Source organism: Synechococcus sp. KORDI-49, from assembly GCF_000737575.1.
Taxonomy (GTDB): Bacteria; Cyanobacteriota; Cyanobacteriia; order PCC-6307; family Cyanobiaceae; genus Parasynechococcus.
The window spans coordinates 314,936-334,996 of the sequence record NZ_CP006270.1 but is presented as its reverse complement, the minus strand read 5'-3'; the positions used below and the strand labels follow the sequence as shown (position 1 = coordinate 334,996).

At 63.8% G+C, this 20,061-nt stretch carries 18 protein-coding genes; 5 read left to right on the top strand and 13 right to left on the bottom strand.

All coding sequences use genetic code 11. From position 1 onward, the window contains the following. Positions 1-37: 37 nt before the first annotated feature. On the bottom strand, positions 38-949 hold the full coding sequence (locus tag KR49_RS01825; protein ID WP_043696481.1) for a branched-chain amino acid transaminase: 912 nt from the start codon (positions 947-949) through the stop codon (positions 38-40). Between the two features lie 55 nt (positions 950-1,004). Here KR49_RS01825 and cobN point away from each other — a divergent pair, with 55 nt between their 5' ends. Further along, positions 1,005-4,751: a cobaltochelatase subunit CobN gene (cobN, locus tag KR49_RS01820; RefSeq protein ID WP_043691114.1), complete on the top strand. Its 3,747-nt coding sequence runs from the start codon at positions 1,005-1,007 to the stop codon at positions 4,749-4,751. Here cobN and KR49_RS01815 read toward each other — a convergent pair. Genes KR49_RS01815 through KR49_RS01785 form a run of 7 tightly spaced genes read right to left on the bottom strand, consistent with a single transcriptional unit; the run spans position 4,741 to position 10,845 of the window. After that, positions 4,741-5,301: a hypothetical protein gene (locus tag KR49_RS01815; protein WP_043691112.1), complete on the bottom strand. Its 561-nt coding sequence runs from the start codon at positions 5,299-5,301 to the stop codon at positions 4,741-4,743. The genes cobN and KR49_RS01815 overlap by 11 nt on opposite strands. A gap of 27 nt (positions 5,302-5,328) precedes the next feature. After that, complete coding sequence (locus tag KR49_RS01810; protein WP_043691110.1) at positions 5,329-5,988, bottom strand: PHP domain-containing protein; 660 nt, start codon at positions 5,986-5,988, stop codon at positions 5,329-5,331. A 1-nt stretch (position 5,989) separates the two neighbouring features. Beyond that, positions 5,990-6,562 carry a protoporphyrinogen oxidase HemJ gene (hemJ, locus tag KR49_RS01805; RefSeq protein ID WP_043691109.1) on the bottom strand — a complete coding sequence of 191 codons (573 nt, stop codon included), beginning with the start codon at positions 6,560-6,562 and terminating at the stop codon, positions 5,990-5,992. A gap of 35 nt (positions 6,563-6,597) precedes the next feature. Continuing rightward, the gene (locus KR49_RS01800) at positions 6,598-8,085 is read right to left on the bottom strand and encodes a cryptochrome/photolyase family protein (RefSeq protein WP_043691106.1); all 1,488 of its coding nucleotides are present in this window, start codon (positions 8,083-8,085) and stop codon (positions 6,598-6,600) included. 1 nt (position 8,086) lies between these two features. After that, positions 8,087-8,395: a hypothetical protein gene (locus KR49_RS01795; RefSeq protein WP_043691101.1), complete on the bottom strand. Its 309-nt coding sequence runs from the start codon at positions 8,393-8,395 to the stop codon at positions 8,087-8,089. After that, positions 8,392-10,338: an excinuclease ABC subunit UvrC gene (uvrC, locus tag KR49_RS01790; RefSeq protein ID WP_173402156.1), complete on the bottom strand. Its 1,947-nt coding sequence runs from the start codon at positions 10,336-10,338 to the stop codon at positions 8,392-8,394. The genes KR49_RS01795 and uvrC overlap by 4 nt, the downstream gene beginning before the upstream one ends. 24 nt (positions 10,339-10,362) lie before the next feature. Next, entirely contained in the window at positions 10,363-10,845 is a 483-nt protein-coding gene (locus KR49_RS01785; protein ID WP_043691094.1) for a flavin reductase family protein, read from the bottom strand. A gap of 72 nt (positions 10,846-10,917) precedes the next feature. On the opposite strand from KR49_RS01785, the gene coaD reads away from it, so the two are divergent. Next, positions 10,918-11,415 (top strand): pantetheine-phosphate adenylyltransferase, encoded by a 498-nt coding sequence (gene coaD / locus KR49_RS01780; RefSeq protein WP_043691092.1) that lies wholly within the window; start codon positions 10,918-10,920, stop codon positions 11,413-11,415. Further along, positions 11,412-12,341 carry a hypothetical protein gene (locus tag KR49_RS01775; protein ID WP_043691090.1) on the top strand — a complete coding sequence of 310 codons (930 nt, stop codon included), beginning with the start codon at positions 11,412-11,414 and terminating at the stop codon, positions 12,339-12,341. Before coaD ends, KR49_RS01775 begins: the two co-directional genes overlap by 4 nt. Here the strand turns inward: KR49_RS01775 and dacB are convergent. Genes dacB through dapF form a run of 5 tightly spaced genes read right to left on the bottom strand, consistent with a single transcriptional unit; the run spans position 12,325 to position 17,172 of the window. Next, entirely contained in the window at positions 12,325-13,611 is a 1,287-nt protein-coding gene (gene dacB, locus KR49_RS01770) for a D-alanyl-D-alanine carboxypeptidase/D-alanyl-D-alanine-endopeptidase (protein WP_043696478.1), read from the bottom strand. The genes KR49_RS01775 and dacB overlap by 17 nt on opposite strands. An 8-nt stretch (positions 13,612-13,619) precedes the next feature. After that, positions 13,620-14,129 (bottom strand): DUF4330 domain-containing protein, encoded by a 510-nt coding sequence (locus KR49_RS01765; RefSeq protein WP_043696475.1) that lies wholly within the window; start codon positions 14,127-14,129, stop codon positions 13,620-13,622. Between the two features lie 60 nt (positions 14,130-14,189). Then, positions 14,190-14,906, bottom strand: coding sequence for a DUF1995 family protein (locus KR49_RS01760; RefSeq protein ID WP_043691089.1), 717 nt, complete (start codon positions 14,904-14,906; stop codon positions 14,190-14,192). Between the two features lie 12 nt (positions 14,907-14,918). Continuing rightward, positions 14,919-16,094 carry a cysteine desulfurase family protein gene (locus KR49_RS01755; protein ID WP_043691088.1) on the bottom strand — a complete coding sequence of 392 codons (1,176 nt, stop codon included), beginning with the start codon at positions 16,092-16,094 and terminating at the stop codon, positions 14,919-14,921. Continuing rightward, on the bottom strand, positions 16,075-17,172 hold the full coding sequence (gene dapF, locus KR49_RS01750; RefSeq protein WP_043691085.1) for a diaminopimelate epimerase: 1,098 nt from the start codon (positions 17,170-17,172) through the stop codon (positions 16,075-16,077). Before dapF ends, KR49_RS01755 begins: the two co-directional genes overlap by 20 nt. 26 nt (positions 17,173-17,198) lie before the next feature. Between dapF and KR49_RS01745 the strand changes: the two genes are divergently transcribed. Together KR49_RS01745 and leuS are read left to right on the top strand one after the other, a co-directional pair. Continuing rightward, positions 17,199-17,420: a hypothetical protein gene (locus tag KR49_RS01745; RefSeq protein ID WP_043691083.1), complete on the top strand. Its 222-nt coding sequence runs from the start codon at positions 17,199-17,201 to the stop codon at positions 17,418-17,420. Between the two features lie 9 nt (positions 17,421-17,429). Then, positions 17,430-20,045: a leucine--tRNA ligase gene (leuS, locus tag KR49_RS01740; protein WP_052378130.1), complete on the top strand. Its 2,616-nt coding sequence runs from the start codon at positions 17,430-17,432 to the stop codon at positions 20,043-20,045. Positions 20,046-20,061: the final 16 nt, after the last annotated feature.

The following is a 20,061-nucleotide window of genomic DNA, read 5'->3' as shown; positions in this document are numbered from 1 at the left end:
GACTCTAAGAAAAGTCCGTGGCGAGCATCCCTCGAACTCAGATGCTGATCCGGGTCACCCAGTGCTCGAAGGCCGGATCCCGTCCCTCGGTGATCGCGACCAGTCGGGTGCGGAGCGACTCCATCACGGGCCTGTCGGTGCCGAGGGTGGTGGATTCGATCTGGCGGATGGGAGTGATCTTGGCGGCTGTACCGGTCAGGAACACCTCGTCGGCGATGAACAGCTCCGTCTTGTCGACAGGCCTCTGGATCACCCGGATGCCCATGGTTTCCGCCAGTTCGATGACGCTGGCACGGGTGATGCCCTCCAGGATGTCCTGTTCGACGCCAGGCGTGATCAGCTCGCCATCGCGCACGAGGAAGAGGTTCATGCCGCTGGCCTCGCTGACCTTGCCGCGGCTGTTGAGCAGCAGCGCTTCGTCGAACCCGCTCTGCACTGCTTCGGTCTTGGCCAGAGAGCTGGTGATGTAAGCGCCGCTGATCTTGCCCCGCAGGGGCAGGGAGCGATCCTCCTGGCGTGTCCAGCTGCTGATGCGACAGCTGACTCCCTCCGGTGAGAGGTAGTCGCCGAGCGGCAGGCCATAGATGAGGAAGTCGGTCTCGATCTGATGCAGCCGGGGCGCGATGCCGAGATCGCTGGTGTAAACGAAGGGCCGCAGATAGATCGGCTGCTGAGGTTTGTTCGCCTGCAGCATGGCGGTCAGTGCGGAGAGGATCGTCTCCTCGCTGAGCTCTGTGAGCAGCAGACGGGCACTCTGACTGAGCCGGCGAGCATGGCGATCGGCCCGGAACAGCAGCATCGTGCCGGCCTGAGTGGGGTCGGGGATGGCCCGCATGCCGCCGAACGCTCCAGTGCCGTAGTGCAGAGCGTGGGTGGCGATGGAGATCCTGGCGTCCTCGAAGGGCACGCACTGTCCCTGGAACCAGGCGTAGGGCAGGAACTGATGCATCACTGTGGAGCCCGATGGCTGAATCTTCTCACCCACCGGGCAGGAGAATGTCCGCATGCATCGTCTCGCCACCTGTCCCGGGGTCGATCCACCGGAGGACGTTGTGCTGGTGGAGCAGCCGCCGGCGGATGTGCTCTTCCTGACGAGTGCCGGAACCGATCTCACCTGTCTGTCCCGGGCGTTGGCTCGACCAGCCGCTGAAGCGGTGTTCCGAGCCACGATTCGCGGGCTCGCTCTGGACTGTCTGGGCCACCCGGCCCAGCTCGATCACTACCTGAGCACCACGGCCGCGAAGGCCAGGGCGATCGTGGTGCGCCTCCTCGGTGGTCGGGGTCACTGGAGTTACGGGCTTGAACAGCTGCAGGGCTGGTGCGCAGCCGCATCCGATCGCGAGCTGGTGATCCTGGCCGGTACCGCTGATCAGGACGTTCATCTTCACGAACTGGGCTCGATCAATGCCGATCTGGCCGGTCGTCTGGCCGCCTGTCTGCGCGAGGGCGGCGAGCGGAACATGCTGCAGATGCTGGCGGTTCTGCAGCGTCTGCTGGACGGCGAATCACAGCCGGAGGATGCCGGCAGCGTGCACCCGATGCCCGACCCATCGCCCTGGGACTGGCAGTCCGACGCTGGGCCGCGTATCGGTGTCGTCCTCTATCGCGCGCTGTTTCAGAGCGGTGATCTGCGTCTTGCGGAAGCCCTGACCGCGGCTCTGCGATCTCAGGGCCTCTGTCCACGTCTTCTCTGGGTGAGCAGCCTGCGTGATGCCGCCGTTCAGCGCGGAGTGAAGGACCTGCTGCGCCGAGAACAGGTTGAGGTCGTGATCTGTGGCACGGCCTTCGCATCCGTGCGCAGTGCGGATGCCGGGTTCGGCAGTCCGCTGTGGGATGACCTGGATCTGCCGGTGCTTCAGCTGCTGATCAGCGGACGAAGCCGGGAGGAATGGCTCGCGGGCAGCCGCGGACTGACACCGCTGGACCTCACGCTCCAAGTGGTCATGCCGGAGCTGGATGCCCGTCTCTGCACGCGGCCCTGCGGTTTCCGTGATCTGCGCACGGATGATCCCCGGCTCGCCACCGCGATTCCGGGGGTGGTTCCCGATGACGACGGCATCCGCTGGCTCGTGGATCATGCCCGCCGTTGGGTGCGGCTGAGAGAGACCGACGCCAATCAACGGCGGGTTGCCCTGGTGCTGGCGAACTATCCGGTGCGGGACGGTCGGCTGGCCAACGGGGTGGGACTCGACACCCCCGCCAGCTGTCTGTCCATCCTGCAGTGGCTTCAGCAGGAGGGAATGGCCCTTGGTGGGGAACCGCTCCCCTGCGATGGCGAGGCACTGATGCAGAGCCTGCTCGCTGGTCGCACCAATGCTCCGGAGAGCCTGAATCGTCAGCCACTGGATCATCTGAGCCTCTCCGATTACCAGCGGTGGTGGGAGTCCGTCCCCCCCGAGGCCCGTCAACGCATCGAGGAGCGCTGGGGACCGCCGGACAGGGCCTGTGACCTGGAGCCCGGGCTCGGCTTTCCCGTGCACGGACTCCGATTCGGTCATGTGGTGGTGCTGATTCAGCCGGACCGCGGCTACGACGCGGATCAGATCGCGGATCTGCACTCACCGGATCTGCCACCACCCCATCGCTATCTCGCGCAGTACCTGTGGTTGAGGGAGCGGCATGGGACGCACCTGATGCTGCACGTGGGCAAACATGGCAGCGCCGAATGGCTGCCGGGCAAATCCGTTGGACTGAGTGCAGGCTGTGCGCCTCAGCTGGCGCTCGGGGCCATTCCGCATCTCTACCCCTTCATCGTCAATGACCCGGGGGAGGGATCGCAGGCCAAACGCCGTGGCCACGCCGTGATTGTGGATCACCTGACCCCTCCGCTGGGCCGGGCCGGCCTGCATGGTCCTCTGCAGAGGCTTGAGGGGCTGCTGGATGAACTGGTGGAGGCTCGCCAGATGGGGGCCGCTCGAAGCGCCGACCTGGAGCAGCAGGTGCTCAAGACGCTGCGGCATCTGGACTGGCCCGGTCTGCCGGATCCAGAGCAAGCCGATTCCGATTCAGCGGCACTGGATCTCGCTTTGGATGCAGCCGAGACCTATCTCTGCGAACTGAAGGAAGCCCAGATCAGGACCGGTCTGCATCGTCTCGGAACCCGCCCGTCTGCGGGGGCGGAACTGGAACTGCTGATCGCCCTGGCGCGGCCGCCGAGTCGGGAGGGTCCAGGCCTGATCCAGGCGCTGGCTCGGGTGGTCGGTCTTGCGTTCGATCCCTGGTCGGATGAAGACGGTGAACCGCTGTCAGCGGCGGACCAGCAGCTTCTGGGAGAGCTCGGTTGCACGCGTGCGCGCCGCGTGGGGGATGGCACGGCCTGGCTCGAGAACCAGGCCATGGGTCTGGTGAGCCGGCTGGTCGGCCAGGGATCCGGAAGCGACCTGTCCGCTCCGATCCACGACTGGTCGGTACGGACCCCCCGGGATCCGGTGCTGGAGCGATTGCTCACCCGGCTGTGGCCGGATCTCATCCGTTGTGCGGACCAGGAGCGACACGCCCTGATCCGCGGTGCCGCCGGAGGTCGTGTACCGGCTGGACCATCGGGAGCGCCGACCCGAGGACGGCCCGATGTGCTTCCCACCGGCCGCAATTTCTACTCCGTTGATCTGAGGGGCCTGCCCACCGAGGCCGCCTGGGATCTGGGTCGCCGCTCGGCTGAACAGCTGCTGGATCTGCACCTGCTGGAGGAAGGAGAACCGGTGCGGCATCTGGCACTGTCTGTGTGGGGGACGGCCACCATGCGCAACGGCGGCGAGGACATCGCCCAGTTGCTGGCTCTGATCGGGGTTCGTCCCGTCTGGGATGGACCGACCCGTCGGATGGTCGATCTGGAGCTGATCCCGTTGTCTCTGCTGGGAAGGCCGAGGGTCGATGTGCTGCTGCGCATCTCAGGGTTGTTCCGTGATGCCTTCCCCCAGCTGGTGGCCTGGGTTGATCGCGCTCAGCGCCTTGTGGCGGCACAGGACGAACCGGGGGAGGCCAATCCCCTGGCGGAGCTCTCGCGGCGAGAGGGACCCCAGGGTCGGATCTTCGGATCGGCCCCGGGGGCCTACGGCGCTGGATTGCAGGCAGTGATCGACAGCGGTGCCTGGGAGGACCGGGGTGATCTGGCCGAGGCCTTTCTGAGCTGGAGTCAGTGGCGGTACGACGAAGGTGGTGAGGGCGTGAAAGACCGCACCGGCCTGGAATCAGCCCTCAGTCGCGTGCAGGTGGTGCTGCACAACCAGGACAACCGGGAACACGATCTGCTCGATTCCGATGATTATTACCAGTTCCACGGGGGGCTGGCTGCTGCGGTGGAACACCAGCGTGGGCAACCCGCTCAGATGTGGTTCGGCGACCACTCCCGGCGGGAGAGACCCCGCCTGCACCGGTTGGAGAAAGAGATCGACAAGGTGATGCGCAGCCGTCTGCTCAACCCTCGCTGGATCGAGGGAATGCAGCAGCACGGATACAAGGGGGCCTTCGAGATGGGGGCGAGTCTTGACTATCTGTTCGCCTATGACGCCGCCACGGATCGTGTTCCGGACTGGTGCTACGGAGCCCTCAGCGATCAATGGCTCGCGGATGATCGAACGATTGAGTTCCTGATGTCGAGCAATCCCTGGGTGCTGCGCGACATGGCGGAACGTCTTCTCGAGGCGTCCAACCGCGGTCTGTGGCAATCAGCTCAGGCTCAGCAGCTGCAGCTGCTGAGCCATCTGGTGCACCGCAGTGAGGCCTGCATCGAACAGGGCGGACCTACTTGTTGAGATCCCTGACCATCTGACGGAACGGATCGATCGAGCCGGCGGGGCTCCGACCTCCGGTGTTGCCGGGCTTGGTCACCTCAGGCTCTGACTTCAGAGATTCCTTGCGACCGACAGGAGCGGCGTCCGCGCTCGACGGCACGTTGACTCCAGTCACGGCAGCACCCTTGAGACGCTGCTTCATCTCGGCGGTGCTGACCTGTTCGGCAAAGGTCTTCTTGACAGGCTTCGGGACACCGCCGACAGGACTGACCGGTTCCTCCTCCTTCTTCACGACACCACCGAGGCCGTCACTGCGGCGGGTCACCTGTTCGGTCTCCGCTGCCACCACACTCACCCGTTCCTTCGTGCCGGGGGAATCGGCCGTACCAGGGAAGGTGCGGCGGATCGTCTTCGATTCGCGCATGTAGTCGCGGTCCCCCAGGGAGGAGGAGGAGTCGGAATCGAGGAAGAAGGCTTCCGCCTTTTCGGCCTTCTCAGGTCTCGGCTTAATCGGCTTGGAGTCTTCGGAGCCACTGTTGACGAAGCTCTTGACTCGATCAAATAAACCCATGCCGAGTGGATCTGACTTGCGTCGAACTTAGCGGCCGCTCAGGTCGATTCCGTGACTGTCGGTGCCACACGTACGCAAAAGGCCAAGTTCACGGAGCTGCCGGTCGATCGTTTCGCAGATCAAGGGGCTTGGTCGCCAGTGGGGCTGCATCTCATAGTCGTACCAGGCTTCACCTCCATCAAATCCCAGACGGGCGGCCTCCTCGATGAGCAGGTCATGGCCGAGTCGGTAGCGGGCCGGATGGGCCAGCACGGCAAGCCCGCCCGCCGCGTGGATCGCCCGGACGACGCTCTCGGCTCGCAATGCTTCACCGACCACGGCATCACCACGGTTGTAGGGCTGCAGATCCCGGTGATTCAGCTCGAAGCCGAGCGCCAGCACGTGGACCAGACAACCCTTGAGCAGGGCGCTGATCTCCATGCCGCTCCACAGGGTGGGCACGGTCCGGCCCGAGTCCCGCTGCCGGGACAACCAGTCACGCATGGCGGGATGCGCATGGGAGCTGTGGTGATCGGTCACCGCCAGGTGCGTCAGGCCCCGTTCCGTTGCCTGGGTGATCAGTTCCTCAGGGGTCAGACTTCCATCGCTGCAGATGGTGTGGCAGTGGAAGTTCAGCGTCCCGGGGCAACTGGAGGATTCGACCTGCTCCAGCACCGTGCTCAGAGGGTGATCAGTGCGCGTTGGCATCTCAGGCCTCCGCTGCCGCTTCGGCGCGCAGACGACGCCAGCGCGCGTAGAACTGGATCGACGCGGCCATGAACACCACCAGTCCGACGATGAACCAGGTCGCGGCGCTGGTCGGGAACTGGTTCTTGAAGACCACCAGCATCACAACCAGCACCAGCAGCAGGGTGGGCAGTTCGTTGAACGCGCGCAACTGACGCCCGCTCCACTGACAGCCGCCCGTCTTCAACTGTCCCATCAGCCTGTAACACAGCAGGTGATAGGCGAGCAGTGCGGCCACGAAGCCCAGCTTGGCGTGCATCCAGCTCTCATGAAGCCAGCCGGGTTGAAGCAGCAGCAGACCAATCGCCATCGCCACCGCGACAACCATTCCCGGGGTGGTGATGATGTTGGCCAGACGCCTCTCCATCAGTTCGTATTGCGCCCGGAACGGTTGCTGCAGCTCGGGAGCCAGCTCATCAGCCTCAACGTGATAGATGAACAGCCGAACGAGGTAGAAGAGGCCGGCGAACCAGACCACCACACCGACGATGTGGAGAGTCTTGAACCAGAGGTAAGCCTCAGGAGGAAGCGACATCACCGCAACCGCACTGGAAGGACCATACGCAGTGCTCAGGTGAGGCCGTCAAGAAAGTCGCCGGCCCGACGCTGATGGGCGATCAACACCTCCGGGGCCATGCGATCCAGATTCCGGGCCATCATCGCCAACCGGTACTGACTGCGGAAAAAGGCGTCGTGGCGTTTGATGAACGACCAGAACAGACCGTCCCAGATCTCGCACCAGTCACCCTTGCGGTAGTCCGACATCTTCCGCACGTAGTTGGATCCGGAGAGGTAGGGCTTGGTGGTGAAGATGCCTCCGTTCGCGAACTGGCTCATGCCGTAGACATTGGGGACCATCACCCAGTCGTAAGCGTCCACAAACAGCTCCATGAACCAGGTGTAGATGCGGGTCGGGTGAAAACCGCAGAGCAGCATCACGTTGCCCAGCAGCATCAGTCGTTCGATGTGATGGCAGTAACCGGTGCTCAGGGCATGGTGGATGGCGTCATCGATGGGGGGAAGGCCCGTGGTGCCCTCATAGAACGCTGATGGGATCGGCCGGTCCTCGAAGTCCCAGAAGTTGCCGTTGCGCATCGTCACGCCATGGAGGCGGTACATCGCTGCCATGAACTCCCTCCAGCCGATGATCTGACGCAGGAATCCCTCGAGGGAATTGATCGGGATATCCCCCTCCCCGGCTCTGTCCATCGTCCGGTTGATCACCTGCTGCGGCGTGAGCAGGCCGCAGTTCAGCATCGGTGTCAGCACCCCGTGCCACATCACCCGATGCCTGGTGCTGATTGCGTCTTCGTAGGCCCCGAACTGCTGCAGGCGATGCTCCAGAAAATCATCCAGCCATCGGCTCGCATCGGCATGGGTGATGGGATAAGCGAAGTCCTCCCAGGCACCGATCCCCGGTAATGACTCCTGGATCAGCTCCCGACGCGCCAGGTCCACGTGCCGGCCGCCGACCTGACGCGGCTCCGGGGGAACAAGAACCGTTTTGGGCAGCTTCTTGCGGTTGTCGGCGTCGTAACTCCAGCGCCCTCCAAGGGGCCCGCCATCGGCATCGATCAGCAGATCGAGCCTGCGGCGCTGCATCTCGTAGAAGCGTGCCATCAGCGGTTTCCGTCCGCCGCTGAAATGCTCATCCAGCAGGTCGGTCGGCGTCAGCAGCAGCGGTGTGGGGCTGATGGTGAGCTCACATCCGGCTCGCCGGACGAAACCCCGCAGGCGCCGGTGCAGCACGTCATCGACGGGGTCGGCCAGATGGAAGCTTCGGTAGCCGGCTGCATGCAGCAGCCCGAGATGCCCAGCGGTGTCGGCAGCCTGATCATGGCGCTGGTGCAGAACGGTCAGCCCCCTGCCACGGAGGTCGTCGCCATAGGCCTTCAGCGCTGCACGGTGCAGCAACAGACGCTGACGATGGACACGCATCGGCCAACGGGGATCCGTGCCGAAGAACAGCGGATCCTCGATCAGCGCCATAGGTCGCGCGGCCGTGATCGCCGGATGCTCAGCGAACAGCTGATGCGGAAAAACGATGGTGATCTCCATCTCAGACAGGCTCACCGGCAAGCCGGCAGGCGCGCCGACCGAGGGCCGTGGCGAAGCCCCGATCCACCTGTCCGACACGCGGACTGAGAACACCGGCCCTGCAGTCCATCACCACCTTTTCGCGATGGCCCTGCTGGTCATTGAGGCGAAGAACCAGTTGCCAGTGGTTCTTCGCGCTGCGGGTGATGCCATCCGCACACACAGGGCCCGTGCAGAGCCCTGGCGCGGCCTCGACGACGCCCGTGATGGTGAACCACAGCACGCCGAGCAGGATCAACAGTGCCCTGAACGGGAACAGCCGACGGATCATGCGCTTTGCTCCCGGGTGTCATCGCTCTGCTCGGACGCATCCGGATGAAAGAAGCCGTGAATCTCCCGGGCCAGGGACGATCCGACCCCTGGAGCCTGGGAAAGCCTTTCGATGCTTGCCAGCTGGATCGCGTCGATCGAATGGAAATGGGCCAGGAGCTCTTTCACGCGTTTGGGACCGAGACCAGGAATATCGGAGAGGCGTGACCGCTTCATCCGTTCCCCACGTTGCTGACGATGGAAGCTGACCGCGAATCGGTGGGCTTCATCCCGGAGACGACGCAGCAAGGCCACACCCAGCTGATCCGGTTCACTGTCGAGCGGCTGGCTCTCACCGGGCAGAAAGACCTCTTCCCGTTGCTTGGCCAGGGAGCAGACCTGCAGCTCCTCCTGCAGGTCCAGTTCGCGCAGAGCCTCCATCACGGCAGAGAGCTGGCCTTTCCCCCCATCGATCATCACCACATCCGGCCAGTCATTCAGTCCGTCGGTCTGCAGCGCACTGCCGCCCCGCCGGCGAAGTGCCGCCAGATCCGCCCCCTCCGCCTTGGCCCTCGCCCAACGGCGGAAGCGACGCCGGATCACCTCGGCCATGGCCATGAAATCGTCGCTGTGGCCGGAACGGATGCTGCTGCTGCGAATTTTGTATTTCCGGTAATGCTGCTTTGCCGGAAGACCATCGATGAACACCACCTGGGAGGCGACCGCATCACTCCCCTGGATGTGGCTGATGTCGTAGCCCTCGATGCGCCGCGGTGAACCCGACAGTTCCAGAAGCTGCGCAAGATCCTCCATGGCCAGTGCCTGCTGTTCCTGGCCCTGCTTGGCGCGGAGCAGCTCGAACTCGGCATTGCGTTGCACCAGCTCGATCAGATCAGCCTTCCGCCGTCGCTGGGGCCAGTGAATCTGGACTTTGCGTTCTCGCTGCTCCGTCAGCCATTCCTCCAGCAGATCCTGTTGCGGCAAGGAGTGCTGCACAAGAAGTTCCGGAGGAATCTCGACCGAATCCACCTGGCTGTAATGCTCCTCGATCACGCGCTGGAGAATCACCCCCGGCTCCAGTCCTGAAGCATCCGCCGTGTACCCGAGCCGTCCGACAAGCTTTCCCGCCCGCATCTGAAACAGCTGAACGGCCGCGACACGCTCATCACTGGCGAGGGCCAGCACATCCCGACTCACCGAGGAGTCCGGGAGGCTCATCTTCTGATCCGCCGTCAACTGATCCAGCCCTTGAAGCTGATCGCGAACCCGGGCAGCCGATTCGAAATCGAGACGTTCGGCATACCGCTCCATCTGCTGCTCGAGCAGCTTCTGAAGCTCATCGCTGCGGCCCTGGAACACCATCGCCACCTTGCGCAGGGTGCGGTGATAGTCCTGCGAGGTGATCATTTCCTGGCAGACACCGGGGCAGCGTCCGATGCTGAAGTTGAGACAGGTGCGATCCGGATGCAGCGGGCGTGGACGCTGCCGAAGCGGGAACACCCGTTTCACGAGAAAGAGGGTGCGTCGCAGCAGCCCGACATCTACATAGGGGCCGTAGAAGCGATCGAGCGGGCTACGGAACCGTCGTCGACGGGTGATGAAGATCCGTGGATAGGCCTCGCTCCAGGTGATGCACAGATAGGGATATTTCTTGTCGTCCTTCAGCAGCACATTGAAGTGCGGCTGATGGTTCTTGATCAGATTCGACTCAAGGGCAAGGGCCTCGGCTTCGCTGTCGGTGACGATGAATTCGATCTCGCAGACCTGTCGCGTCATCAGACGGATGCGCGGCGACAGGTCATGACGGCTGCGGAAATAGCTGCGGACCCGGCTGCGCAGGCTCTTGGACTTGCCGACGTAGAGGATCCGGTCGTCCCCGTCTCGCATCAGGTAGCAACCCGGCTCAGCGGGAATGTCCCGGAGCCGGCTCTCCAGCACCTGAGGCCGGGTGAGCAGAGGTGCCACCGACGTGGACTCGTCCAAACCGTTTCAGCCGCCGTAATTCCAGCCGGTGCTTGCCAGGGTGAGTGCCTCGCCGTCAGCGAGCAGCTGGGCAGACTTCACTTCGCCGACGAACACGGTGTGATCGCCATGCTTGACCTGGCCCACCAGTTCGCATTCCACTCCGCCGATCGCCTCCTCCAGAAGTGGCAGTCCGAGCTCTCCCTCACGGAAGGGAGCAGCTTCGAATCGACCTCCCATCGCCTTCTGCGGTTTGAAGAACACCGCGACCAGATCCTTCTGATCAGCGCGCATCACGTTGAGAGAGAAGCGCCCGGTGCGCTCGATGATGCCGTGGCTGGTGCTGTCGGCACGAACACCCATCACCACCAGAGGCGGTTCAAAGGAGCCCTGAGTTACCCAGCTGGCTGTGAAACCGTTGACCTCATCCCCTTCCCGCACTCCGCAGACGAACAGGCCGTGAGGGATCTTGCGCAGGAGAACCTTCTTCGCGTCAGCGTCGAGGGGCATCGAGATGGGAGTCGTTCCCTGAAATCTAGGCAGAGCACTTCTGCATAGGATCCGACCACGGTCTGCACAGCCATGAGGGCGCTCTATCCCGGCAGCTTCGATCCGCTCACGAACGGTCACATGGATCTGATCGAACGGGCGTCTGCGCTGTTCGGCGAGGTGATCGTGGCTGTGCTGTCGAACCCCAGCAAGAAACCGCTGTTCACCGTCGAGGAGCGGATCGCTCAGATCCGGGTCTCAACGGCGCACCTGGAGCGCATTGAAGTGATCAGCTTCGACGGACTGACCGTGCATTGCGCGGAGGCCCATTGTGCCGATCTGATCCTGCGGGGACTGCGGGCGATGAGTGATTTCGAATACGAGCTTCAGATCGCCCACACGAACCGTTCGCTGGCGGAGGATCTGGAGACCGTTTTCCTCGCCACATCAGCCCGACACAGCTTTCTGAGCAGCTCTGTGGTCAAGGAGGTGGCCCGTTTCGGTGGGCCGGTGGAGCACATGGTCCCCTGCGAGGTTGCGTCCGACCTGAACAGGCATTTCAATTCGGCTTTCACACCTCCGGTGACATGAGTGACGCCCGGTTCACCGTCCTCGATCAACTCGATCAACTGGAAGAAATCGTGCTGGAGGGAAGTCGCCTTCCCTTCACCGGTGGCCGGCTTGTCAATGAAGGGGATGCGGTCGAGGTGCTTGATGCCATCCGCGAGGCGATGCCCAAGGAGGTGGAGCGGGCCGGACAACTGCTCGACCGCCGCGATGAGTTCATCAACACGGCCCGTCAGCAGGCGGAGGAGATCGTTCAGCAGGCTCAGCGCCAGCGTGAACAGCTGGTGAACAATGCCGCGATCCGACAGGAGGCGGAGCGTCAGGTGAACGAACTGCGCGAACAGACCCGCCAGCAGTGTGAGCAGGTTCTTCAGAACACACGCCAGCAGAACGCCAAGCTCGAGCAGGAGATGCAGGCGAAGACGGCTCAGCAGGAGCAGCAGTTCGCAGCCCGCAGGCAGCAGCTGGAACAGGAGGGGCTGGAGCGTCGTCAGCAGCTCGAGCAGGAGGCTACGGAGATCAAGCGCCAGTACGCCGAGCAGCACGAAGCCAACCGTCAGCAGGCTCTGCAGGATCTCGAGACGATCCGCCGTGAGGGGCTGCGTCTCCAGAAGGAAAGCCGTGACGAAGCGGAAAGGGTTCACAACGATGCCCTCCAGTTCCGTCAGCAGACGCAGCAGCAGTGTGAATCCCTGATTCAACGCAGTCGTCAGGAGGCTGCCAGTGTTCAGGACGGTGCCAATCGCTATGCGGAGCAGACCCTTGGAGAACTGGAGGTCCGCCTCAAGGAGATGGCCCAGGTGGTGATGGCCGGACGCCAGGAACTGGTCAAGATCCAGACCATCCGCACCCATGAGGAGGTGAATGGTTCCTCGGAGGCCAACACCGTGCCGATCACGCGGGCCCGGCGTGGTGCAGGACGGGTTCGTTCCGTCAAGCGCACCGGCTGAGGCGTTGGCTGGCCCTCAGCACCTTGCCCATCACGGTGTTGGGGGTCGATCCTCCGTTGGAGATCATGCTCACGTAGCGCGGTCCATTGGCTGTTTCCAGGATTCCTGAAAGAGTCCGCACCCCGCGCAGTGTTCCGGTTTTGCCCCAGAAACGTCCCTCGAGGGGCGTACCGCGATAAAGACGTCTCAATGTGCCTCGCTGTCCGGCGATCGCCATCGAGGCCTGGTAGTACGAGGCCATCGGATGCTGCCCCATGCGGAGCAGCAATTCAGCCAGCGTCCGGCTGGTGACGCGATTGCCTCTGGAGAGCCCGCTGCCATCACGAATTCGAAGCCCGGCAGTCGAGATCCCCTGCGACTGCAACCAGCGGGTGTTGGCCAGAGCGGCTCGGTTCACGTCCCAGTCGTCCGCGGCTTCACGCAGCAGCACCTCAGCCGTGAAATTGTGGCTTTCGGTGTTGGCCAGACTCAGCAAGGCGTGCATCGGTGCCGAGTCCTCGCTGTGCAGCACCACCGTGTCGTCACCGGCGATCGGAGCCCCTCTCTCACGCTGTTCGTGGTCGACCATCACCATGCTCAGTCGCCCCCCCTGCTGGCGTGCCGTGCTGTCGAGAATGCGCTGCAACCTGGCAGCGGGATTCATCACCGCACTGCTCAGTGCATTGCTGGTGAGCGCCAGTCGCGTGATCGGTGCCCCGTAGGCATAGGTTCGATCCGCCTGTTGCCAGTCGCTGGGCCACCAGCGGCGTTTCGGCTCTTCACGAACCAACAGCCGGATCGGTGTTTCCGGAGTGCTGGTGCTTCGGGAGCCCCCCTCGCCAAGGGCCACCATCGCGAACCGCTGGATTTCAGCGATGCTCAGGTCCGGATCTCCCTCGCCCACGATTTCCAGAGAGCCATCGGGGTGACGCAGCAGCCTGGTGCGCAGGCGGAAATCTGTTCCCAGACGATCCAGCGCAAAAGCAGTGCTGATCAGCTTCTGGTTGGAGGCCGGAACCCGGGGCACTGTGCCGTTCACATCGGCCAGCAAGGCGCCGTTCTCATCGAGAACGGTGATGCTCCAGGCCCCGATCTGAGGTCCGAGCACCGAACGGATCGTCTGCTGCAGGGCCTCACAGAGGCGTCCCGGTTGCAGTTGCAGCGATGGACGTCCCTGCTGATGTTGCGGCGCCGGGGGCGAGAGCAGGGCGGACGGGATTTCACCGGTCTGCGCCAGAGCTGGAACAGACACCGTCAGCAAGCTGATGCTGACCATCGCGCAGCGACGCATCACGCCCATCACAGGAGCTGCACTCCACTGACGGTGCCGTTCACCCGGTAAAGACGGCCCTCCAGCTCGATCGGTGTGCCGATCTTCAGCTTGGTTCCGCCGACCACAACACCGGACGACTTCGCTTCCCCTCTGGCTTCCAGCAGGAAGCGGGCATGGACGGGAAGGGCGGGATTGGGATTGTCCGCCTGGACGACATCCCCATCAGGAAAAACCGAGATCAGGCGATTCTTGAACTGTTCGACTCCGATCAGCTTCAGGCGACCAGCCGGTTGGTTGCGGATGACGAGGCTCACCTCTCCTTCCTCCCGGATCGCATTCATCAGGCCTTCCGGATCGGCGGCCACCAGATGGCGGACATCGACGCTCACGCGGATGGGTTGGATCGCCCCCGTCGCCTGGGCGAGGGCATTGGTCAGCTTCGGTGACCACACGGCACCAGCGAGGGCCGACAGAGCGATCAGAGCAGCCAGTCCGTCCAACGGAGTGAGCTGGCGCAACCACGAAGGACGCTGCATCGATCGCACGATTGGACCCGAACCATACGGATTGTTCGCTGATGGATCAAGCGATTCGGATCAGTTCCGAAGTCCGTCGAGGAATCGGTCGACAGTGTTCAGCTGCGCTGCGATGCCCTGGGTTCCGTCCGTTGACAGCAGCTCGGCAAGATCTTCGGAATCAGGCCGGGAGCTGAGAGTTCCGGCCAACCGGTAACCGTCCGGGTCCTGTCTGAAGACCCGCCAGTCATCCGGATGGATCCGCATCAGGGCTCCGGCATCGAGTGGCTGCAACCAGTAGCAGGCGGTCCAGGACGCAACGAATCCGCGCCGTCGTTCCCGGGCGACACTGCCGATGCCGACAGCAGCGTCCTCGAGCCTGCCGTTGAGCATGACCACCATGCCGGCATGGGCTTCGCAGATCTCCTGGAAATCCTCGTAGTCGGAGGGTTGAGGGGAGATGGCCAGGATCAGATCCGTGCGGTCACCCGCCTCGGTTCCTGCCGACCACTGGTTGAAGTCCTTGATGAATGTCTGCAGCTCCGGTGCTTCCCGGCGGGCCAAGGCGGCAGCACCCGCATCCGGCCAGAGCAGTGTCGGTTGAAGCCCTGCTTGCTTCAGTGCATTCCCAAGCCGCAGGGCGATGGGAAGCAGCCGAAGACCCTCAAAGAGCAGAGATGCGGCCAGACGGCGACTGGGAACAGCACCGATCGCGTCGAGCACAGCCCTCTGAAGATCCAGCTCCGCGGTGGCCAGATCAGCAGGGAGATGGTCCGGTACGGGAGTGGATGTGCTCATTGGACCAGCATCTCAGGTGCACGACTGGCGGGCTGCATCCAGGCGATCCGGGACCGTGGCCAGATCCGCATCGCTCAGCCACGTGCCCAGGGTGAGCCGCAATCCCGAACGGCGCCAGGCCGGAGCCGTCCCCATCGCGGCGAGCACAGGACTGTCCTCCGTCCGGCCTGCATGGCAGGCACTGCCGCTGCTGCAGGCGAGTCCATCCCGTGCCATCGCCCGGACGACGGCACGAGCGGACAGGGGTCTGTCCTTGCGGTCGCCGATCAGGAGGGAGATGTGGTGAGGCAGCCGCGCCTGGAGCGCAGGACCCAGCAGATGCACACCGTCCATGCGCAACAACCTCTCCAGAAGACGGTCCCTCTGGATCCGAACCGACGGATCACCCGGCGGCACAGGATGCACCGTTGGATCGAAGCGGGGCAGACCCCGCATCGCTTCCGCCATGCCAGCGATCAACGCCACAGGCTCGGTGCCGGAACGGATGCCCCCTTCCTGTCCACCACCGCCCAGGAGCGGATCGGGGACCGAATCGCTTCGGTGCAGCAGCAAGCCCACACCACGGGGGCCCCGCAGCTTGTGGGCGGAGAGACTCAGCAGATCGATGGGATGGTCGTTCCAGCGGATCAAACCCTGGGGGATCACCTGAGTGGCGTCGGTGTGGAAGGTGATTCCGCGCTGCCGGCAGGCCTGCGCGACCTTCAGAACCGGTTGCAGAGCTCCGACCTCGCTCTGCCCCCAGATCATCGACACAAGCTGTGTCGGTGGGGCGAGCATCGTCTCGAGCAGCTCGAGCCGGATCAGTCCATCGCCGTCCACAGGCCACTGCAGGAGCTTCCAGCCCTGCCGCTCCAGCCGCCGTGCCGCTGCCACCACGGCGGGATGCTCAACGGCCGAGATCACCAGACGGGCAGGGTCCCTTTTGAGCGCCGTGCCCAGAAGAGCCAGATGCACCGATTCCGTGGCGCCGGAGGTGAAGGTGAGCTGGTCGCGTTCCGCCCCGAGGGCGCTGGCAATCGACTGACGGGACCGTTCCAGGCACTCGGCAGCCCGGATACCCGGACCATGAAGGCTGCTGGGGTTGGCCCAGGTGTCGGCCTGGACAACGCGGATCCGTTCGATCACGTCGGCCGACGGAGGGGTCGTCGCCGCCGCATCCAGGTAGATGTCAGCCTTCGCTTCGCTCATACCGACTGCGGATCCGTTGTTCCAGAGACTCACTCGCAAGATTGAGCATGGAATCCAGCGAGGTGTTGTTCAGGAAGGCCTGGACTTTCTGCTGCGCTTCATCACGGAGGCAGTTGTCTGGCCGGAGACAGGCTTCCGAACAGTCCTTTGCACAGTCGAACAGATCAGGGTCCGGCTCGGCCGTCCCGATGCTGGCCTGCATGGCCGGGGCCATGCTCGGAATCAGATCCGGTGACAGCACCCCATCGAAGACGGCTTCGGCTGGCCCGGTCATCAGAACGGATCCCTCACGTCCGCTCCAGGCGATCTGCAGCGGTCCGCCAGGCAGCAGCACCTCCGCCTGGTCATCACTGAGTCCGAGCAGACTGGCGGCGACGAGCGTCGCGCAGGCACCGGTGCCACAGGCAAGGGTCGGTCCGGCCCCGCGCTCCCAGACGCGGATTTCCAGGGAGCGGCGGTCGTGCACCCGCAGAAAGTGGACGTTCGTGCGTGCAGGGAACATCGGATGCCGTTCCAGAGCAGCGCCCCAGGTGTCGAAGGGGATGGCCTCGAGATCCTCGACCGGCACGACCACATGGGGATTGCCCATGCCGACGGCAGCCACCGCCATCTCCACACCATCCAGATCGATGACGCCTTCCGGAAGACCACGGTCCGAAACGGCCAGGCCCGTGGGCACCTGATCGGACAGCAGGAAGGGTGCTCCCATATCGACCTTCAGCTGACCGTCCCCCTGAAGCTCCGGGCAGATCAGACCTGCCGGGGTCTCGATCGACCAGCGGATGCCGACAGGGGAGCCGTCACTGTCGGCCAGAAAGCGGGCCAGACAACGGATGCCGTTGCCGCACATCTCCGCCTCCGTGCCGTCGGCATTGAAGATGCGCATGCGCAGATCCGCCGCTCCCTCCGGAGGCAGGGCCAGGATCACTCCATCACCGCCCACTCCGAAGCGTCGGTCGCAGACCCGCCTCACCCATTCCTCAGAGGGGTCAACGATTTCAGCAGGGAGCTGACCTCTGCGTCCCTCGAGGATCAGGAAGTCGTTGCCAAGTCCCTGATATTTGCTGAAGTGCAGCATGACCGCTGGGGAACTGTCCGAATCCTATGGAGACCACCCCACTGGACTCGAGCCTTCCCGGCGTCCGATTGCTGCAGTCCTGGATCCGGGAACGCTGTCCGCTCTCCATCGAAGTGCTCGGCGCGGAGCGACTGGAAGGACGGCTGGTGTGGCAGGACCCGGAATTTCTGGCGATCGAACGACCGGGAGCGCAACGCCCGGTGCTGATCGGGCGCCGGCAGATCTGCGTGATCCGTCCACTCGGCTGAAACAGCAGGCTGTGGCACGATCGCAGCCTTGCCGTCGACCGGTCGCCCGTGAACAGCCGCTACGAGCCCTCCGAACTGGAGCAGCGCTGGCAGTCGAGTTGGCGTGATCTTGGGACGGACAGAACCCCCGAGGATCCGACAAGACCGGTTTTCTACGCGCTGTCGATGTTCCCGTATCCCTCGGGAACTCTGCACATGGGTCACGTGCGCAACTACGTGATCACGGATGTGATCGCGAGGGTGCAACGGATGCGCGGCCATGCCGTTCTTCATCCGATGGGATGGGATGCCTTCGGCCTTCCTGCAGAGAACGCAGCGATCGAACGGAATGTCGACCCCGGCGAATGGACGGACCGAAACATCGAACAGATGCGCGGCCAGCTCGACCGTCTCGGACTGTCCATCGACTGGGATCGCGAACAGGCGACCTGCCACAGCGATTACTACCGCTGGACCCAGTGGTTGTTCCTTGAACTCTTTGACGGTGGGCTGGCGTACCGCAAGAACGCGACGGTCAACTGGGATCCCATCGACCAGACGGTGCTGGCGAACGAACAGGTGGATGCCGACGGCCGATCCTGGCGTTCCGGGGCCCTGGTGGAGCAGCGGCAGCTGAATCAGTGGTTTCTGCGCATCACCGACTACGCCGAGGCACTGCTCAGGGACCTGGATCAGCTCGACGGCTGGCCCGAGCGTGTCCGCACCATGCAGGCCAACTGGATCGGCCGATCGGAGGGGGCCGAGATCACCTTTGCGGTCACCGCTGATCCAGCCACCACCCTCACGGTGTTCACCACCCGGCCGGACACGTTGGCCGGAGCCAGTTACGTGGTGCTGGCTCCGGAACATCCGCTGGTGGATCAGCTCCTCGATGCTGATCACACGGATTCCGTGCGTCGCTTTCAGAAGGAGGTTGCACGACTCAGCAACCTGGAACGCACCAGCGACGACGGACCCAAGCGGGGTGTCCCCATCGGCGCCGGTGTGATCAATCCACTCACGGGAGAGGAGCTGCCGGTCTGGATCGCTGACTACGTGCTGGCCGACTACGGCACCGGCGCTGTCATGGGCGTGCCCGCTCACGATCAGCGGGACATGGCCTTCGCAACCAGCAACAAACTGGCTGTTCGCCAGGTGATCGAAGCCGACGGCGCAGCCGATGCGATCGCGGCAGGGCAGGCATGGACGGAGCCGGGGCAGTTGATCAACTCCGGCCGTTTCGATGGTCTGGATTCCAGCGCTGCCAAGACGGCGATCACCACCCATGGCAGCGCAGAGGGTTGGGCCCAGGCCAAGGTCACCTACCGCCTGCGGGATTGGTTGATCTCCCGCCAGCGGTACTGGGGGTGTCCGATTCCGGTCATCCACTGTCCGAGTTGTGGTGCGGTGGCTGTGCCTCGAGAGGATCTGCCGGTCGAGCTGCCAAGGGGGATCGACCTCTCCGGGAAGGGCGGTTCGCCTCTGGCCCAGCAGGAGGACTGGGTGAATGTCCCCTGCCCGTCCTGCGGTGAACCGGCCAGACGTGAGACCGACACGATGGACACCTTCATGTGCTCCTCCTGGTATTTCCTGCGCTTCGCGGACCCGCACAACAGCGAAACACCCTTCAGCAGGGAAGCGGTGAACCGCTGGTTGCCCGTTCAGCAGTACGTGGGCGGCATCGAGCACGCGATTCTTCACCTGCTCTATTCCCGGTTCTTCACCAAGGCCCTCAGGGATCGAGGCCTGATCGATGTCGGTGAGCCCTTTCAGCGTCTGCTGACCCAGGGCATGGTGCAGGGCACCACCTACCGCAATCCGGTCACGGGTAAATACGTGGCACCGGCCGACGTCGTCGATCCCGCAGATCCCAGGGATCCCGTGACGGGTGATGCCCTTGAGGTGCTGTTCGAGAAGATGTCGAAATCGAAGTACAACGGGGTCGATCCTGCGGCTGTCATCGACCGTTACGGCGCCGACACCGCCCGAATGTTCATCCTGTTCAAAGCTCCTCCAGAGAAGGATCTCGAATGGGATGACGCCGACGTTGAGGGCCAGTACCGCTTCCTGCAACGGCTCTGGCGCCTGATCGACAGCTCACGTCCCCTGCTGGATCAGCAGGACGGCGGTGAGGGGCGTCCCGCCGAGCTCACGCCGGAGGAAGCGGATCTGCGACGGGCCGTTCACACCGCTATCGAGGCCGTTACGGAGGACCTCAGCGATGACATCCAGCTCAACACGGCCATTTCCGAGCTGATGAAGCTGTCCAATGCCATCAATGCCACAGATCTCCCAGGCCTGCGTGTCGCCGTGCTGCGTGAAGCCCTTTCGGTGCTCGTGCGTCTGCTGGCCCCGTTCGCGCCTCATCTCGCGGAGGAGTTCTGGCAGAAACTCGGGGGGAGCGAGAGCGTGCATCAGCAGAGCTGGCCGGAGCTGGATGCCTCGGCGCTGGTGCAGGACAGCGTTGATCTGGTGATTCAGGTGAAGGGGAAGGTGCGGGGAACCATCAGCGTTCCCGCCGATGCGGACAAGGAGACCCTCGAGAAACTCGCCCTCAGCAGTGAGGTGGCTCAGAAGTGGCTCGAGGGAGCTGAGCCGCGCCGGGTGATCGTCGTGCCGGGCAAGCTGGTGAATCTGGTGCCCTGAATCACTCAGCTGCAAA

Excerpts from the sequence above, each read along its gene's own strand:
- KR49_RS01800 (WP_043691106.1), bottom strand. The coding sequence starts at position 8,085 with ATGGAGATCACCATCGTTTTTCCGCATCAGCTGTTCGCTGAGCATCCG.
- dacB (WP_043696478.1), bottom strand. The coding sequence starts at position 13,611 with ATGCGTCGCTGCGCGATGGTCAGCATCAGCTTGCTGACGGTGTCTGTT.
- hemJ (WP_043691109.1), bottom strand. The coding sequence starts at position 6,562 with ATGTCGCTTCCTCCTGAGGCTTACCTCTGGTTCAAGACTCTCCACATC.
- KR49_RS01745 (WP_043691083.1), top strand. The coding sequence starts at position 17,199 with ATGGAGACCACCCCACTGGACTCGAGCCTTCCCGGCGTCCGATTGCTG.
- dapF (WP_043691085.1), bottom strand. The coding sequence starts at position 17,172 with ATGCTGCACTTCAGCAAATATCAGGGACTTGGCAACGACTTCCTGATC.
- KR49_RS01815 (WP_043691112.1), bottom strand. The coding sequence starts at position 5,301 with ATGGGTTTATTTGATCGAGTCAAGAGCTTCGTCAACAGTGGCTCCGAA.
- KR49_RS01795 (WP_043691101.1), bottom strand. The coding sequence starts at position 8,395 with ATGATCCGTCGGCTGTTCCCGTTCAGGGCACTGTTGATCCTGCTCGGC.
- KR49_RS01765 (WP_043696475.1), bottom strand. The coding sequence starts at position 14,129 with ATGCAGCGTCCTTCGTGGTTGCGCCAGCTCACTCCGTTGGACGGACTG.
- KR49_RS01810 (WP_043691110.1), bottom strand. The coding sequence starts at position 5,988 with ATGCCAACGCGCACTGATCACCCTCTGAGCACGGTGCTGGAGCAGGTC.
- KR49_RS01760 (WP_043691089.1), bottom strand. The coding sequence starts at position 14,906 with ATGAGCACATCCACTCCCGTACCGGACCATCTCCCTGCTGATCTGGCC.
- KR49_RS01755 (WP_043691088.1), bottom strand. The coding sequence starts at position 16,094 with ATGAGCGAAGCGAAGGCTGACATCTACCTGGATGCGGCGGCGACGACC.
- KR49_RS01775 (WP_043691090.1), top strand. The coding sequence starts at position 11,412 with ATGAGTGACGCCCGGTTCACCGTCCTCGATCAACTCGATCAACTGGAA.
- cobN (WP_043691114.1), top strand. The coding sequence starts at position 1,005 with ATGCATCGTCTCGCCACCTGTCCCGGGGTCGATCCACCGGAGGACGTT.
- coaD (WP_043691092.1), top strand. The coding sequence starts at position 10,918 with ATGAGGGCGCTCTATCCCGGCAGCTTCGATCCGCTCACGAACGGTCAC.
- KR49_RS01785 (WP_043691094.1), bottom strand. The coding sequence starts at position 10,845 with ATGCCCCTCGACGCTGACGCGAAGAAGGTTCTCCTGCGCAAGATCCCT.
- KR49_RS01825 (WP_043696481.1), bottom strand. The coding sequence starts at position 949 with ATGCATCAGTTCCTGCCCTACGCCTGGTTCCAGGGACAGTGCGTGCCC.